This window comes from Saccharomonospora marina XMU15, assembly GCF_000244955.1.
In the GTDB taxonomy this organism is placed as follows: domain Bacteria; phylum Actinomycetota; class Actinomycetes; order Mycobacteriales; family Pseudonocardiaceae; genus Saccharomonospora_A; species Saccharomonospora_A marina.
In genome coordinates this window covers 2,248,492-2,262,902 of sequence record NZ_CM001439.1, presented here as the reverse complement: position 1 = coordinate 2,262,902, position 14,411 = coordinate 2,248,492, and the positions used below count along the sequence as shown (strand labels likewise).

Sequence of the window (14,411 nt, the reverse complement as noted above, 5' to 3'; positions counted from 1 at the left end):
TCTACCCGGAATGTACATCGGTCCAGCCGACGGGTAAAGGGAATGGCCGTGACGACGCGAGAACGCGGACACCGCACGCAGGCGCAACGCCGTGCCGAGACCCGCGCGGCACTGCTCGACGCGACGATCGACTGCCTTGTCGAGCTCGGCTACGCGCGCTCGTCGATGCAGGAGATCTGCTCGCGGGCGGGAGTGTCCAAGGGCGCGGCGCAACACCACTTCGCGGGCAAGGCGCAACTGATGGCCGCGGCGGTCGAGCACCTTGCGACCAAGCTCAAGCAACAGCGCACGCCGGATGCCGAGAGCCTGCCGGACGGGCCCGCACGCGTGGCCGCGGCGATCGACCTGCTGTGGCGCGCGTACTCGGGCACCCTCGCCAGCGCGGCGATGGAACTGTGGGTGGCCGCACGCACCGACGCCGAGCTTCGGGAGGCAATGCGTCCCGTCGACCGCGCGCTCGGCCGCTCGACACTGGAAGACCTCGCCACGCTGTCCGGCGACCTGCCGAGGCAGAACCTGGAGATGCTGTACTGGCTCACCGTGAACCTCACCCGAGGACTGGCGCTGGACGCCGAACTCGGAGGCGACCCGCAGCGCAGGGCGCAGCTACTGGAGGAATGGAAGCGGATCGCGACCACGCTGTACGCCCGCTGAGCCGACCGGGGCGCCCGCCGTACTGACGGTATGTTCTACTACTGATGAGTAACAACCGGGCTCTCGGAGGTGCCATGACGAGCACGACACCGGTGAAACCGTCGCGACCAGCCACGATCGGCGGGGTGCCAGGCGCACCACGCACGAGCAGAGCCACCGAGTTGGCAGGCCGCGCCGTGGGCGGCAGGCACAACGCGCCCATCGAGTTGAAGGCCCCGTTCACCGGACTGACCACCGCCACCCTGCCGCAGGCCACCGAGCAGGAGGTGCGCGCCGCGTTCGAACGCGCCCGCGAGGCGCAGCGGGCATGGGCAGGCCGTCCGGTCCGGGAGCGGGCGCGGGTGCTGCGACGCCTGCACGACCTCGTGCTCGGCAACCAGGCAGAGGCGCTCGATCTCGTGCAGGTCGAAGCGGGCAAGTCCAGGCTCGACGCCTTCGACGAGATCAGCGCGACCGCGCTCGTCGCCGCCTACTACGGCAAGCACGGGCCGGCCATTCTGTCCCCGCGCAGGGTGGCCGGGGTGCTGCCGCTGCTGACCAGGGCCGGGCAACTGCACCATCCCAAAGGCGTGGTGGGCGTGATCTCACCGTGGAACTACCCGCTGGCGCTGACCGCGATGGACGTGTTGCCCGCGCTGCTGGCGGGCAACACCGTGGTGCAGAAGCCGGACAACCAGACCGCCCTTTCGGCGCTGTGGTTGCACGAACTGGCCTGCGCCGCCGGGTTGCCGCCGCAGGCATGGCAGATCGTGCTCGGCAGGGGCTCACAGATCGGCGACGCGCTGGTCGAAGAGCCCGACTACGTCTGCTTCACCGGCTCGACCCCGACAGGCAAGCGGCTGGCGGGGCGGATCGCGCAACGGCTCACCGGCTACTCGCTGGAACTCGGCGGCAAGAACCCGATGCTCGTGCTGCCGGACGCCGACGTCGCCAAGGCCGCAGCGGGCGCGGTCGCGGCGTGCTTCTCCTCCGCGGGTCAGCTGTGCGTGTCCGTGGAGCGGGTCTACGTGCACGACAGCATCGCCGAGGAGTTCGTCGCCGCCTTCGCACGGCGTACCGAAGCCCTGCGGCTGGGTGGCACCCTCGACTACCGCACGGACATGGGTTCGCTCACCTCGGCCGACCAGCTACGGGCGGTCTCGGCACACGTCGACGACGCACGCGCGCACGGCGCCACCGTGGTCACCGGAGGCAGGGCCCGGCCCGACATCGGCCCGCTGTTCTACGAGCCCACGATCCTCACCAACGTGCCGCGGGCGGCGAAGGTGTTCGCCGAGGAGACCTTCGGGCCGGTGGTGTCGGTCTACCGCTACCGCGACATCGACGATGCCGTCGAGCGTGCCAACGACACCGTGTTCGGGCTCAACGCGAGTGTGTGGTCACGCGACGGCAGGCGGGGCCGGGAGGTCGCCGCGAGGCTGAAGGCGGGCACGGTGAACGTGAACGAGGGCTACGCCGCCACGTTCGGCACGGTGGGCCTTCCGATGGGCGGCATGAAGGAGTCAGGCGTCGGCCGCCGCAACGGTGCCGAAGGGCTGCTGAAGTACACCGAGTCGCAGTCCATCGCCGTGCAGCGCGGGATGCGGCTGCGCCCCTTCCCCGGCCTGCCACCGCGAATCTGGACCAAGGCGATGACGCTCGGGATGCGACTGCTCGCCCGGCTGCCCCGCCGCTGAGCGCGGATGGCTCACCGCGGGTTGAGCAGCCCCCGGTCGTAGGCGATGGCCACGGCCTCGGCCCTCCTGGCGGCGCCGAGCTTGGCCATCGCCCGCGACAGGTGCACGCTCACCGTCTTCTCGCTGATGTAGAGCTCCTCACCCACCTGCCGGTTGGTGCGGCCGAGTGCGACGCGCTCCAGCACCGCGTGCTCCCGCTCGGTGAGCGGCCCCCTGCCCTGATCATGCCGCACCGGCTGGTCCACCAGGTTGATCCTGGCGCGGCGGGCCAACGTCTCCACCGCGTGGCGTAGCGGTTCCGCGCCGAGCTTGCCCGCCACCTCGTGAGCCCGCCGCAGCGATCTCGCCGCCGCCACGGGCTCTCCCTCGGCGAGCAGGCTGCGCGCGTGCTGCCAGTCGCACATCGCCTGGTCGTAGACAGCGCCGTAGCCGAAGGCCTCGCTGGCCTTGGCCCACAGTGCCGGATCGGCCGCGCCTCCCGGCAGCTCACCGGCAACGGCCTCCAGTCTCGCCAGCCATGCCTGCCCCTCCGGGCCGAGTGTGCCCGAGCGCGGGCGGCTCCGGCTCGCGCACCCCCTGGCGACTTCCACCAGCCTCGCCCCCATTCCCGCCGCTTCGGCCTCTGCGGCGCTGTCACCGCGCGAGCGGGCATCGGCCAGCCACGCCACGCACGCCTCCGCGCCGAGCGTGGCCACCCGCACACCTGCCAACCCCAGCGCGTACAACCGCTCCAGCCAGCCGACGCCCTCCTCTGCGGTGAGCGCGGCCCGCCGGTACTCACCGCGCCAGAAGGCCAGCTCGGTGCCTGCCGTGCTCGCCGCGAGCGCGACCCAGATGTCGTGGCGCCACTGCCCACGCAGTTCGGCGATCAGTCGCTCCGCTTCGGCGAACCGGCCCCTGGCGACCGCGAGGTGACTCCACGGGCAGCTGAGTACCGCGGCCACCGCACCGGACACCACCGAGCCCGGTCGGTCCGGTTCGGACTCTTCCGGCCAGTCGCCGCTCAGATAGCGCAACGACACCAGCCGTGAACGGGCGGCGGCACCGTAGGTGCTCCACAGCAGCCCCGACTCCTCCGCACGCTCGACCACCCGGCGATACAGCTCCATCGCGGGCACCAGGTCGGCGTGGTCGTCGTGGCTGAGCGCGGAGAAGTACCTTGCCCGCAGCTCGGTGCCGACCGCGCCAGCCGCCTGCGCCTTGCGGGCCGCCTCCGCCAGCAACCGGCGCGCCTGCTCGGCGTCGCCGTCGGCGTCGGCGAGCGTGCCCAGTGTGGCCAGCGCCGAAGCCTCGGGTGCGGCGGCGCCACTTGCCCTGCCGTCCGCGACCGCGGTGCGAGCGCTGGCCGCGGCCTCGTCGAAGCGCTCCATGCCGCGAAGAATCTGCGCCCTGGTGGCGAAAACCCAGGCGCGGTCGGCGCTCGGCTCGGCATCGGCGAGGAGTTCCCACGCCCTCGCGATCGCTTCCTCCGCCTCCGTGAAGGTGCTGTCGAGCACCACAAGGGCTTCGGCGAGCCTGCGCCACACCATCGCGGCACGCCGGGGTGCGACCTGTGGTCCGAGCGAGTCCACCGCCGAACGCGCGAACGCGATCGCCCGCTCCGGTTCCCCCGACGTGCCTGCGAAATAGGAAGCCTGCAGCAGCAGACCCAGCTCGTCGCGATCGCCGGGTCGCTGGCGCGGCGGAACGGCAGCCCAGATCTCCAGTGCCTGTTCGACATGCCGCAGCCCTGCGCCGGGGGCGCCGATCTTGTCCGCCTCGTCGGCAGCACGCAACAAGGCGTCCAGCGCCGTGGCGAAATCCTTGCTCTCCAGGCTGTGGTAGGCGAGCTTGGCCTCCGCGCCGCGCTCCTGCGGCGCCGACCGCAACCTGCTCGCGTAGGCCGCGTGCATCCGGACCCGCTCCCCCGGCAGCAGATCACCGTAGACCGCTTCACGCTGCAACGCGTGCCGGAACAGGTAGCAGCCGCGTTCGACAACCAGTACGTGGTGCTGCACCGCCTCGCGCAGTGCCTCCTCCAACCGCAGCTCGTCCAGGCCGCACACCTCGGCGAGCGCGGCATGGCTCACCGCCTCGCTCGCCACCGCCACCGCACGCAAGACACTGCGGGTGTCCGGTGCCAGCCGCTCCAGCCGCGCCAGCAACACCTCGGCCAATCCGGACGGCAGGTCGGTCCCGTCGCAGTCGGTTCCCGACGCCAGCAGTTCCTCGACGAAGAACGGGTTGCCCTGCGACCGGGACACCACACTGTCCATCACATGCTCGGGCAACGGCGCATCGGCCAGCGCCGCCACGAACGCCCGCGCATCGTGCGAGGTGAACGCCGACAGTTCCACCCGCTCGACCGCGGGCAGTCGCACCAGTTCGGCGAGCAGGCCACGCAGCGGATGCCGCCGGTGGACGTCTTCCTCCCGGTAGCTGCCGACCACGAGCAGCCGCTGATCCGCCAGCCGGGACAGCAGGAACGACACCAGGTTGCGGGTGGACCGGTCTGCCCAATGCAGGTCTTCCAGTATCAGCAGCACGGGCCGGTGCGTGGACAACTCGGCCAGTGTTCCCAGCACGGCGTCGAACAGCTGCAACTGTCCGAGGTCCTGCTCGGCGTACACCCGCCCGGCCTCGTCGTCCGCCGCCGAGGCGTACCCGGGCCCCCGCCCGGCGCTTGCCTGCCCCGGCTGCGCGGGCAGCAGCCTGGCGAGCGCGGGTCGTGCCGCGACCGCGCCCGCCACCGCCTCGTCGTCGGTCGCGGTGAGCGTGGCGAGTGCCTCCGCGAAGGGCAGGTAGGGCAGTCCGCCCTCCTTGATGTCGATGCAGCGGCCGGTCAGCACCAATGCCCCGTTGGTGGCCGCGTGCTCGGCCAGTTCGGTGAGCACCCTGGTCTTGCCGACGCCCGCGTCGCCCGCCAGCAACACCCCCGCGGCCCTCGCCTGCAGCGCGCGAGCGAACGCGGCTCGCAACCGCGACAACTCGTCGGCGCGACCGATGATGGGGATACCGGAACCAAGACGGGGCACAACTCGCATTCTCGCCTATACCCGCGACAGTTCCGTAGCGGTTTTGCCCACGGTCAACGCCGCCTTCGCCCGCTGCGAGCGCGTTCCTGCGATTCGGCGCGCTGCCCAGGCAGCTCCGTGCGGTGCGCCCGCCGCCTGCCTCCTGCCTTGCGAAGCTCCTCCGTGCGGTACTCGACCTCGGCCAACGTCGCGTCCAAAGCCCGGTTTCCTGGCATCCTCATCGCCTGTCACTCCTCACCCTTGTTCGTGGTGAGTTCCAGACTGGTGCGCAGGGGTACCTCGTGGCATCGGGTGATCACGCAGGCCTGAGACGGCTCGACCCCTTACCCGTGGCCGAGCAGGGAAGACCACGGGTAAGGGGTCCGTGACGATCGAGCGAGAGGTCAGTGCGGGTTCAACACACCCGCCCGCGCGGCCTCGAGCAGGACGTCCCATTCAGCCGCCGGGACCGCCAGCGCACCCGCTGTGGGGTTCTTCGAGTCGCGCAACGCGGCCCCGTCACCGGTGAAAGCGACCTCGACGCAGTCGTTGCCGCCGCCACTGTAGCTGCTCTTTCGCCACGTCAGGCCGGATAGCTCCATGTCGGTCACGATCCCTACTCCGTTCACTCGCTTCGTTCTTCGAACCGCCGTGCCGCGTCGGCGATCACGTTGACCGAGTCGTCCGGCCCGAGCGCGGCGGCTCGCAAATGATCGAACATAAGGGCATAGCGCCGCACATCGGGCTCCAGTTCCAGGTACACGCCACTGCTGGTGCTGTCGACGTAGACGACGTCCGGGTCGGCCTGCTCGGGAAAGCCCAGGATGAGAAAGGGGCCCTCCATTCCCGGGTGCGCGCCCGCGCCGAACGGCACCACCTGGATGGTCACGTGGGGCAACTGAGCGATGTCGGCCAGCCTGCCCAGTTGCTCGGCCATCACCTCCGGTCCGCCGACGACCCTTCGCAGCACCGCCTCGTCCACGACAGCCCAGTACTCGGGTGGATTCGGATCGCTGAGCAGCCGCTGCCTGGTCATCCGCGCGGCTACTCTGCGCTCGATCTCGGCGTCGGCGGCGTCCGGCCGCATCGCGTGGATCACCGCCCTGGCGTAGCGCTCGGTCTGCAACAGGCCGGGTACCAGCAGCGCCTGGAACGCGCGCAACGAACTGGCATCGGCCTCCAGCCCCACGAAAGCACCGGTGAACACCTCGTTGTAGGCGTGCCACCAGCCGCGCTTGCGGGCTTCCCTCGCCAGCTGGACCAACGCCTCCTGCTCGTCTCCCCGTACCCCGTACAGCTCGAGCATGTCCCGCGCGTCGCGCGGGGTGACGCCCACGTGCCCCGTCTCGATCCGGCTGATCTTCGATGCCGAACACTCGAGCTTCTCGCCGACCTCGTCGATCGTGAGCTCAGCCCGTTCCCGGAGCCGCCGCAGCTCGCTGGCCAGCCTGCGCCTTCGAACGGTCGGCCCCTGCCCTCGTGTCATGGCCTCACCTCCGGTTCATCCGCCCCGCAACATCTAACCAGCCGCTCACCGCGACAGCGGACCCCTCGGGCGGGGCGGTGCCGGGATTGCCCGATCGACGGACTGCAAATTGCAGTTTGGGCTTGTATCCTGCTTCGTGCGCCGAACGATCGGCGCCAGGACCGGCGAACATCGGGAGGACACGTGACCGGGCGCGACCCCATCGTCACCCCTCTCCAGGCGAGCGTCCACCGCAAACTCGACGAACTCGCCGAGGGCAGCGACATCCCACCCGAACTGCGCCCGGAGTCCGGCGCAGCCAGCGCGGCGCTGCTGGCAGGCGCCCTCCGTAGCGTGTTGGCCGACCACAGACTCGACCCCAGCGGCCACTGCGCGTTCTGCCACGGCCGCCGCAGACCGTTCTCGCGCAGGCGCTCCCGGCTGCCGTGCCGCGCCTACCTCGCGGTGCAGATCAGCCTTGGTACCGCGGACGACACGTGCGAGGAGTTGGCGACGGAGTCGCACGGCCACCAGCACCGCCGCCGCAAGCCTTCGCTGCACTACGCAGGGTGAGCTACGCGGAGTGACCTATGCGGGGTGATCGGGCAAGCGGATGAGGCCCTCCTGAACGACGGTGGCGATGTGCTGCCCGGAACGGGAGAAGAACCGCCCCGTCGCCAGCCCCCGACCACCGGATGCGGTGGGTGAGGCGCTGTCGTAGAGCAGCCACTCGTCGGCACGGAACGGGCGGTGGAACCACAGCGCGTGGTCCAGACTGGCGCCGATCACCCTGTCGAGATCCCAGTACACCCCGTGGCTTGCCAGTACCGAGTCCAGCAGCGTCATGTCGGAGGCGTAGGTCAGCACGCAGACGTGCAACAGCCGGTCGTCCGGCAGCGTGCCGTCCGCGCGCATCCAGACCTGGTTGCGCGAAGGGCGCTGCGGGTTGCCCCGAGTCTGCCACGGCGGTTCGGTGACGTAGCGGATGTCGATCGGTCTGGGCTGCGACCGCAACCCGAGCCGGTCGGCGTACTCGGCGGTGCGCTCGCTCAGCGTCGGCAACGTCTCCGGCGCGGGCACGTCCGGCATGTCCTCCGCGTGCTCGGCACCCTGCTCTGTCAACTGGAACGACGCCGACAGCGAGAAGATGGCTTTGCCGTGCTGGATCGCGACCACCCTGCGGGTGGTGAACGACCTGCCGTCGCGGATGCGGTCGACCTCGTAGACGATCGGCACCTTCGGGTCACCCGGACGGATGAAGTACGCGTGCAGGGAGTGCACTCCGCGTTCCGGCGGCACCGTGCGGCCCGCCGCCACGAGAGACTGCCCCGCCACCTGCCCGCCGAACACCCGGGTCGGCGAGTGCGGCGGGCTCACGCCCCGGTAGATGTTCTCCTCGATCCGTTCCAGGTCGAGCAGCGCGACAAGCCGGTCGAGCACCGACTGCCCGCCGTGACCGCCGTCGGTGTCCAGTCCGGAAGCCGCCTGTCTTGCCAGCTCAGTCATGCGGGCCATTCAACACGGTCGGTGCCCGCACGCCTCGTCACGCGTGGTCTTCCTCACCGAGCCGGTGCACCCGGATGAGGTTGGTGGACCCGACGGTGCCCGGCGGCGAGCCCGCGACGATCACGACCAGGTCGCCGGGCTGGTAGCGACCCGTCTCCAGCATCGCGTGGTCGACCTGCTGGATCATCCGGTCGGTGGAATCGACCTGCGACACGATCCTGGCCGTGGTGCCCCAGGTCATCGACAACTGGCACCGCACGCTCTCCAGTGGAGTGAACGCCAGCAGCGGCAGCCTGGTGTGCAGCCGCGCGAGCCTGCGAACGGTGTCGCCGGACTGCGTGAACGCGACGAGCGCCTTGGCGTTGAGCCGCTCACCGATGTCGCGGGCGGCGTAGGAGATCACACCGCGCTTGGTCCTGGGAACGTGGCTCAGCGGCGGAACGGACGGCATGTCCGCCTCCACTGCTTCCACGATCCTGCTCATCGTCTCGACCGTCTCGATCGGATACCGGCCCACGCTCGTCTCGCCGGAGAGCATCACCGCGTCGGCACCGTCCAGGACGGCGTTGGCGACGTCGGAGGCCTCCGCCCTGGTCGGCCGCGAGTTGTTGATCATCGAGTCGAGCATCTGCGTCGCCACGATCACGGGTTTGGCGTTCTCCCTCGCGATCTGGATGGCGCGCTTTTGCACCAAGGGCACCTGCTCCAGCGGCAACTCGACGCCGAGGTCTCCCCGGGCGACCATGAGGCCGTCGAAAGCGAGCACGATCGCCTCGAGGTTGTAGACCGCCTCCGGTTTCTCCAGCTTGGCGATGACCGGGACACGACCCGTTCCCGCGCGGTCCATCACCTGATGCACCAGATCGATGTCGGCGGGCGAACGCACGAACGACAGCGCGACGAAGTCGACACCGAGTTCCAGCGCGAACCGCAGATCCTCGAGGTCCTTCTCCGACAGCGCGGGCACGGACACGTCCATGCCGGGCAGCGAGACTCCCTTGTTGTTGCTGACCTGACCGCCCTCCGTGACCTCGCAGATCACGTCCGGGCCCTCGACCCGCTCGACGACAAGACCCACCTTGCCGTCGTCGACGAGGAGCCGGTCACCGGGCTTGGCGTCCTTGGCCAGCCCCTTGTACGTCGTGGCCACCCGATCGTGTGTGCCCGCGATGTCCTCGACCGTGATCCTGACGCGGTCGCCGGTACGCCACTCCACGGGCCCGCCCGCGAACGTGCCGAGTCTGATCTTCGGGCCCTGCAGGTCCGCGAGGATGCCGACGGCGCGGCCGCTCTCAGCCGACGCCGACCTGATCAGGTCGTAGACCTGCTTGTGGTCGCCGTGGCTGCCGTGGCTGAAGTTCATCCTGGCGACGTCCATGCCCGCGTCGACCAGCGAGCGGACCTTGTCCGCCGTCGCCGTCGCGGGACCGAGAGTGCACACGATCTTTGCTCGTCGGCTCACACTCGGAAAGCCTAGCCGCTCCTCGGCCTCCCGTCTGTACCGATCCCGAGATCGTTAAGGCATTCGCGGGCCGTTCATGTGGAATTCGCCCTCGTTCTGCCCTGCCTGCCTTCGCTGGGACCGACGTGGGTGTCGGCCCACCCATTGAGCGCCCGCAGCTGCCACCAGCCCGAACGCACCCGGTCAAGGCACTCCCGGCGGTGCAGAGTGTCGTCCGGCTCCCACGCGCGCAACGCGTACAGCGAGCGGTGCCGTAACAACCGCAACCTCGGGTGATCGGCGGGAACGCCCCTCGGCCTCGTCTTGAGCAACTCGCCGCCGACCTGCCAACCGTCACGCCGCAAGCCGTCCACGATCTTGCGCAGCCGCTCGCCGTGCGGCTCGGTGTCCACCGCGCGCCGAAACCGCGCGAGTTGGTCGGCGGCGAGATGGAAGCAGCCGCCCCCGACGCGCAGGCCGTCGGGCCCCACCTCGACGTAGTAGGCGCCACCGCCCCTGCCGCGTTCGATCACGGCACCGCAGTGCGTCTTGTAGGGGCTCTTGTCCCTGGCGAAGCGCACATCGCGGAACGGCCGGAACACCTTGGCATCGGCTCCTGGCCCGAATTCGTCGAGGAACTCCCCCGCCAGTTCGGCCAGCAATGCCTCCATCGGCTCACGCACGTCCCGCCGGTAGACGGCGAGGTTGTCCTGCCAGTAGGCCCGGGAGTTGTCGGCGGCGAGACCGGCGAAGAAGTCGACGGCGTACTCACCGAATCCGGCGAAGGGACGGCTGCCCATGGCCGCCACGCTACTGCGCCCTTCACCGAGCCCGCGGCGGGCAGGTCAGCAGCAGTGCTCGCCGCGCCAGGCCTCGCGCCCTTCCCTCACCGCCATCACGGCGATCAGCAGCGCGGCCGCTGGGTCCGCCCATGCCCAGCCGAGCGTCGCGTTGAGCACCAGCCCGACGAGCAGCACCCCGGAAAGGTAGGCGCACAGCAGCGTCTGTTTGGAATCAGCGACCGCACTCGCCGAGGCGAGTTCGCGGCCCGCGCGCCGCTGCGCGTACGACAGCGACGGCATGACCAGCAGCGACACCGCCGCCAGCACGATCCCGACCGTCGAAGGGTGCGCCTGCTCCGCGCCGAGCAGCGACCGCACCGACTCGACGCTGACGTAGCCGGCGAGCGCGAAGAACGACACGGAAACGACCCGCAACGCGATCCGTTCGCGCGCACGCGGGTCCGGCCCGGAGAACTGCCATGCCACTGCGGCCGCCGAGGACACCTCGATGACCGAGTCGAGCCCGAACCCGATCAGCGCCATGGAGTTGGCCACGGCGCCCGCGGAGATGGCGATGGCGGCCTCGACGACGTTGTAGGCGATGGTGGCGCTGACCAGCAGCCGTACGCGCCGGGACAACACCGCCTCGCGGTCGCCGCTGCGGGCGTCCGGTACCCGCCCGCCCGCATCGCCCGCGTAGCCGGTCACGCGCGTACCTCCCGCTGCCCGGTCGAGGCGGGCTCGCCGTCGAGGCACGGCTGAGCGGTGTCGACGGCGAGGACCACCTTCACCAGTTCCTCGAGCGCCTTGGCCAGGTGGCTGTCGGCCAGTGCGTAACGCACCTGGCGGCCCTCGTAGGTCGCGACCACGAGGCCACAGCCACGCAGGCAGGCCAGGTGGTTCGACACGTTCGAACGGCTCAGCTCCAGCCGCTGGGCCAGCAACCCCGGATAACTCACCCCTTCCAGCAGCGCCACCAGAATCCGGCACCGCGTCGGGTCCGCCAGTGCACGGCCGAGCCGGGCCAGCGCCTCGACCCGCGTCTCATACGTCAGCACAGGCCAAACAGTACAGCATCGGCTGACCTGTTGGCCATCGCCGCCCTCGACCCACCGACGCGGGCTCCTGGCGAGCGTCGGTCACCCGCCACGAGCCCGCGCGCCGGATGCCGCCGGTCCCGCCGCGGGCCTTGAGTAGTTCAGTAGTTCAGTAGTTCAGATTGAGCACCCAGCCGCCGAGCGTGTACGCGGCCAGCGTGACCAGCACGAGCCCGACCACGTTGAGCCACACCCCGCCCCGGACCATCTGTCCGATGGTGACGTGGCCGGACCCGAACGCTATGGCGTTCGGCGGCGTCGCGACCGGCAACATGAATGCGCAGGTCGCGGCCAACGCGGCGGGCACCACCAACACCATCGGCCCGTGCCCGAGACCAACCGCGACGCCACCGAGAATGGGCAGGAAGGCCGCGGTCGTCGCGGTGTTGCTCGTCAGTTCTGTCAGCAGCAGCACCAGCACCACAACCACCGCCGCCACCAGGATGACGGGCAGGCCTGCCAGTCCTCCCACCTGCTGGCCGATCCATTCACTGAGCCCGGTGTCGGTGAAGTGACTCGACAGACTCAGTCCGCCACCGAACAACAGCAGGATTCCCCACGGCAACTGCTTGGCGTGGTCCCAGTCCAGCGTCCGCACACCGCGCCTGCCGTCGACGGGAAGGGCGAACAGCACCACGGCTGCTGCCATCGCGATACCCGCGTCGGAGATGTTGTCCAGCCACGGCAGCGCACCGCCGATCGCCTCCACGTCGGCAAGCGCCGGAATGCCGATCCAGGACACCGCCGCGAGCACGAACACCGCGAGCGCGTTGCGCTCACCCCTGCTCATCGGCCCGAGTTCGGCCAGTTGCTCCCTGATCAGTTCCTGCCCGCCCGGCAACGACCTCAGCTTCGGCGGGAACACGATCCGGGTCAGCAGCAACCAGGCGAGGAACAGGAACACCACCGAGATCGGCAGCCCGAACAGCATCCACTCGCCGAAGGAGATGCTGATGTCGAAGTTGTCCTCGAGATAGCCCACCAGCAACGTGTTGGGCGGGGTACCGATGATCGTGCTCAACGAACCGATGGAAGCCGCGTAGGCGATGCCGAGCAGCAGCGCGCTCGAGAAGTTGCGATCGCCACCGCTTTCCCCTTCGGCGGCGCCGAGTTGGCTCACCAGAGCCAGCACGGAAACCCCGATCGGCACCATCATCACCGCCGTGGCGGTGTTGCTGACCCACATGCTGAGGAACGCGGTGGCGATCATGAATCCCGCGATCAGCATGACGGGGCGGGTACCTACGGAGAGCACGGTGCGCAAGGCGATGCGCTTGTGCAGGTTCCACCGCTGCATCGCCAGCGCGATCATGAACCCGCCCATGAACAGGAAGATCACGTCGTCGGCGTAGGGCGCGGCCGCGTCCTCGATCTCGCTGACCCCGAGGAACGGGAACAGCACCAGCGGCAGTAACGCCGTCGCGGCCAACGGCAACGCCTCACTGACCCACCACACAGCCATCAACACGGCGACCGCTGCGGTGATCCTGGCCGGGGTAGCCAGGTCGCTGGGCAACAACAGGAAGGCGGCGACGGCGAGGACCGGGCCGAGCGCGAGCCCGATCCACTGCCGCCGCGCCCTGCCCTTGGTCTCGATCGTCGATTCGTCGGCAACGGACTGAGACATCACTCACCTCCAACGCTGGGGTGCGGGGAATGTACCGCCTCGGGCGGACATTGTTCACACCATTGCGTGATCGGTGGGAGATTGCCATCAGCCGGGTTTTGCCGTGGCTAACACGCGGCCGATCAGCCGAAGAAGACCTCAGCCTCGGCATACCGCTCCGCCGGCACGGTCTTGAGCTCGGCCGTGGCCTCCGCCAGTTTTGCCCGCACGATGTCGGTGCCGCGAAGAGCGACCATCACGCCGAAGTCACCGTCGGCCACGGCGTCGACGGCGTGCAGCCCGAACCGGGTGGCAAGCACCCGGTCGTACGCGGTGGGGGTACCGCCTCGCTGGGTGTGCCCGAGCACCACCGCGCGCGACTCCTTGCCGGTGCGCGAAGCGATCTCCTCGGCGAGCCAGGTGCCGACACCGCCGAGCCGGACGTGCCCGAAGGCGTCCTGCTCCCCGCTCTGCAACACTTCGGCGCCGCCCTCCGGCAACGCGCCCTCGGCCACGACGATGATCGGTGCGTACTCACGCTCGAACCGGCGCGACACCCACTCCACGACCTTGTCCACCGAGAACGGTCGCTCCGGGACGAGGATGCCGCTCGCCCCTCCCGCCAGGCCCGAGTGCAGGGCGATCCAGCCCGCGTGCCTACCCATGACCTCGACCACGAGGGCACGGTGATGCGACTCTGCCGTGGTGTGCAACCGGTCGATCGCCTCGGTCGCGATGTGCACGGCCGTGTCGAATCCGAACGTGTAGTCGGTGGCGCCGAGATCGTTGTCGATGGTCTTGGGCACACCGACCACGTTGATCCCCTCGTCGGTGAGCCGGTTGGCGACGCCGAGGGTGTCCTCACCACCGATCGCGATGAGCGCGTCGATGCCCTTGTCGGCCAGCACGGCCTTGATCTTGTCGGGGCCGCCCTCCTCCTTGTACGGGTTCGTGCGCGAGGAGCCGAGTATCGTGCCACCGCGCGTGAGAATGCCCTCGACGTCGTCGCGCTCCAGCGGCTTTCCCGCCCCGGTGAGCGGGCCTCGCCAGCCGTCACGGAAGCCGAAGATGTCCCAGCCGTGCATCTCGATGCCCTTGCGGGTCACCGCGCGGATCACCGCGTTGAGCCCAGGGCAGTCGCCGCCACCGGTCAGTACACCGACTCGCATCAGATTCAGTCCTCCGCCGCTT

General features: G+C 69.8%; 14 protein-coding genes. 3 read left to right on the top strand and 11 right to left on the bottom strand.

What is annotated here, in order from left to right; all coding sequences use genetic code 11:
• The first annotated feature begins 42 nt into the window (after positions 1–42).
• Together SACMADRAFT_RS10775 and SACMADRAFT_RS10770 are read left to right on the top strand one after the other, a co-directional pair.
• Positions 43–654, top strand: a complete 612-nt coding sequence (locus tag SACMADRAFT_RS10775) for a TetR/AcrR family transcriptional regulator (RefSeq protein ID WP_009153845.1) — start codon at positions 43–45, stop codon at positions 652–654.
• A 74-nt stretch (positions 655–728) separates the two neighbouring features.
• Positions 729–2,330 (top strand): succinic semialdehyde dehydrogenase, encoded by a 1,602-nt coding sequence (locus SACMADRAFT_RS10770; RefSeq protein WP_009153844.1) that lies wholly within the window; start codon positions 729–731, stop codon positions 2,328–2,330.
• A gap of 11 nt (positions 2,331–2,341) precedes the next feature.
• Here the strand turns inward: SACMADRAFT_RS10770 and SACMADRAFT_RS10765 are convergent, their stop codons facing one another.
• From SACMADRAFT_RS10765 to SACMADRAFT_RS10755, 4 genes are all read right to left on the bottom strand, one after another.
• The gene (locus SACMADRAFT_RS10765; protein WP_009153843.1) at positions 2,342–5,353 is read right to left on the bottom strand and encodes a helix-turn-helix transcriptional regulator; all 3,012 of its coding nucleotides are present in this window, start codon (positions 5,351–5,353) and stop codon (positions 2,342–2,344) included.
• Positions 5,354–5,397: 44 nt separating this feature from the next.
• A complete protein-coding gene (locus tag SACMADRAFT_RS29890) occupies positions 5,398–5,565 on the bottom strand; it encodes a hypothetical protein (protein WP_009153842.1) in 168 nt (55 codons plus the stop codon).
• Positions 5,566–5,727: 162 nt separating this feature from the next.
• Positions 5,728–5,925 (bottom strand): DUF397 domain-containing protein, encoded by a 198-nt coding sequence (locus tag SACMADRAFT_RS10760; protein WP_085977969.1) that lies wholly within the window; start codon positions 5,923–5,925, stop codon positions 5,728–5,730.
• A gap of 23 nt (positions 5,926–5,948) precedes the next feature.
• A complete protein-coding gene (locus SACMADRAFT_RS10755; protein ID WP_009153840.1) occupies positions 5,949–6,809 on the bottom strand; it encodes a helix-turn-helix domain-containing protein in 861 nt (286 codons plus the stop codon).
• A gap of 183 nt (positions 6,810–6,992) precedes the next feature.
• Between SACMADRAFT_RS10755 and SACMADRAFT_RS10750 the strand changes: the two genes are divergently transcribed.
• Complete coding sequence (locus tag SACMADRAFT_RS10750; RefSeq protein ID WP_009153839.1) at positions 6,993–7,361, top strand: hypothetical protein; 369 nt, start codon at positions 6,993–6,995, stop codon at positions 7,359–7,361.
• A gap of 15 nt (positions 7,362–7,376) precedes the next feature.
• On the opposite strand, the gene tesB is transcribed toward SACMADRAFT_RS10750, so the two are convergent.
• From tesB to SACMADRAFT_RS10715, 7 genes are all read right to left on the bottom strand, one after another.
• Positions 7,377–8,294 carry an acyl-CoA thioesterase II gene (gene tesB, locus SACMADRAFT_RS10745; RefSeq protein WP_040925641.1) on the bottom strand — a complete coding sequence of 306 codons (918 nt, stop codon included), beginning with the start codon at positions 8,292–8,294 and terminating at the stop codon, positions 7,377–7,379.
• Positions 8,295–8,331: 37 nt separating this feature from the next.
• Complete coding sequence (pyk, locus tag SACMADRAFT_RS10740) at positions 8,332–9,756, bottom strand: pyruvate kinase (protein ID WP_040925640.1); 1,425 nt, start codon at positions 9,754–9,756, stop codon at positions 8,332–8,334.
• Positions 9,757–9,830: 74 nt separating this feature from the next.
• The gene (locus tag SACMADRAFT_RS10735; RefSeq protein WP_009153836.1) at positions 9,831–10,535 is read right to left on the bottom strand and encodes a DUF2461 domain-containing protein; all 705 of its coding nucleotides are present in this window, start codon (positions 10,533–10,535) and stop codon (positions 9,831–9,833) included.
• Between the two features lie 45 nt (positions 10,536–10,580).
• On the bottom strand, positions 10,581–11,225 hold the full coding sequence (locus SACMADRAFT_RS10730) for a cation diffusion facilitator family transporter (RefSeq protein WP_009153835.1): 645 nt from the start codon (positions 11,223–11,225) through the stop codon (positions 10,581–10,583).
• A complete protein-coding gene (gene cmtR / locus SACMADRAFT_RS10725; RefSeq protein ID WP_009153834.1) occupies positions 11,222–11,575 on the bottom strand; it encodes a Cd(II)/Pb(II)-sensing metalloregulatory transcriptional regulator CmtR in 354 nt (117 codons plus the stop codon). The genes SACMADRAFT_RS10730 and cmtR overlap by 4 nt, the downstream gene beginning before the upstream one ends.
• Before the next feature lie 148 nt (positions 11,576–11,723).
• Positions 11,724–13,241, bottom strand: coding sequence for an SLC13 family permease (locus SACMADRAFT_RS10720; RefSeq protein ID WP_009153833.1), 1,518 nt, complete (start codon positions 13,239–13,241; stop codon positions 11,724–11,726).
• A 122-nt stretch (positions 13,242–13,363) separates the two neighbouring features.
• Complete coding sequence (locus SACMADRAFT_RS10715) at positions 13,364–14,389, bottom strand: 6-phosphofructokinase (RefSeq protein ID WP_009153832.1); 1,026 nt, start codon at positions 14,387–14,389, stop codon at positions 13,364–13,366.
• Positions 14,390–14,411 lie beyond the last annotated feature (22 nt).